The 1,187-nt window shown below is 52.6% G+C and carries 2 protein-coding genes; both read right to left on the bottom strand.

The window, feature by feature from the left end; translation table 11 throughout:
- Positions 1-163: 163 nt before the first annotated feature.
- On the bottom strand, positions 164-727 hold the full coding sequence (locus JNK74_28105) for a cysteine hydrolase (protein ID MBL7650053.1): 564 nt from the start codon (positions 725-727) through the stop codon (positions 164-166).
- Positions 728-757: 30 nt separating this feature from the next.
- Positions 758-1,111 (bottom strand): hypothetical protein, encoded by a 354-nt coding sequence (locus tag JNK74_28110; protein ID MBL7650054.1) that lies wholly within the window; start codon positions 1,109-1,111, stop codon positions 758-760.
- Positions 1,112-1,187 lie beyond the last annotated feature (76 nt).

The following is a 1,187-nucleotide window of genomic DNA, read 5'->3' on the forward strand; positions in this document are numbered from 1 at the left end:
TGTTTGGCTTGCTTTTGTTTTTCAGGGTCGAGGAGAGTCATTTACGATTTACGATTTACGATTGGGCATTAGAGATTGGAGATTAGAGACTGGAGACTGATCACTTATCACTGATTACTTTTCACTTTCCACTTTCCACTTTCCACTTTCCACTGATCACTGATCACTGACTCATCTCACTCGCCAGCAACGCGATCACCTCATCCGTCTTCATCACCTTGCCATACCATGTGAGCGCGGCGAGAAAGGATTTGTGAACTAAGTCGGCGGGAACGGTCGTGCCGCCATGTTGCAAATCGCGTGTGGCGCAGGCGTCCTCTGCCACGATCACATCGAAACCGAAATCCACAGCCGCGCGCGAGGCGGCGTCTACGCACATGTGAGTCATCATGCCCGTGACGACCACGCGCTCGACCTCCCAACTCTTCAGCAGGTCGAGCAAGTTCGTGTTTTGAAACGCGTTGACTTCATGTTTGTACACGATTGGCTCGCCCTCAAAATGCGCCACTGAATCGTGGATATCCGATCCGCGCTCGCCTTTCACGAAGAACGCCGCATCGGGCTCGAGCGATATGTGCTGAATATGCACGTGACGTCCGCCATGCTCGCGGAAACATTGGAGCAATTCATACGCCTTCTTCGCTGCGCCCAGCGGATTCACCAACGGGAATTTTCCGCCCTCAAAATAATCGTTTTGAATATCAATCACCAACAATGCAGTTTTCATCCTTCATCCTTCATCCTTCATCATTCAGAATTATTTTCTTCCATAATCCGCCGGGTTCTCGCCCCACTCGCGCGTGTCCCATTTCAACACCGCGTCGTCGTCCAATTCATTTTCGGCGAGCCAATTCTCGGCGCTGCGGATCATCGCAAAGACCAGCGCGTTCTTGCCGGTGTGCTTGAGATTCGTTTTGCAAACGCCGATCTCGACCCACGCGATCGCATTTTCCGAATCCGAATAGATCGGAATTTTCTTTTTATGCTTAACCAGCCATGTGAGCGCGCGGACAATGGCGAGAAACTCTCCCACGTTATTCGTCCCATCGGGATACGGACCCGCGCGAAAAATTTCCTTGCCCGATTCCGTTTCCACGCCGCGATACTCCATTTTGCCCGGCGAGCCTTTACACGCCGCGTCCACGCAGATGGACGGCAGGATGGGCGGCTCTTCGGATTCTCTCCAC

This window comes from Candidatus Hydrogenedentota bacterium, assembly GCA_016791475.1.
Lineage (GTDB): Bacteria > Hydrogenedentota > Hydrogenedentia > Hydrogenedentales > JAEUWI01 > JAEUWI01.

Coding starts and splice junctions, on each gene's coding strand:
- JNK74_28110 (MBL7650054.1), bottom strand. CDS start 1,111: ATGGAGTATCGCGGCGTGGAAACGGAATCGGGCAAGGAAATTTTTCGC.
- JNK74_28105 (MBL7650053.1), bottom strand. CDS start 727: ATGAAAACTGCATTGTTGGTGATTGATATTCAAAACGATTATTTTGAG.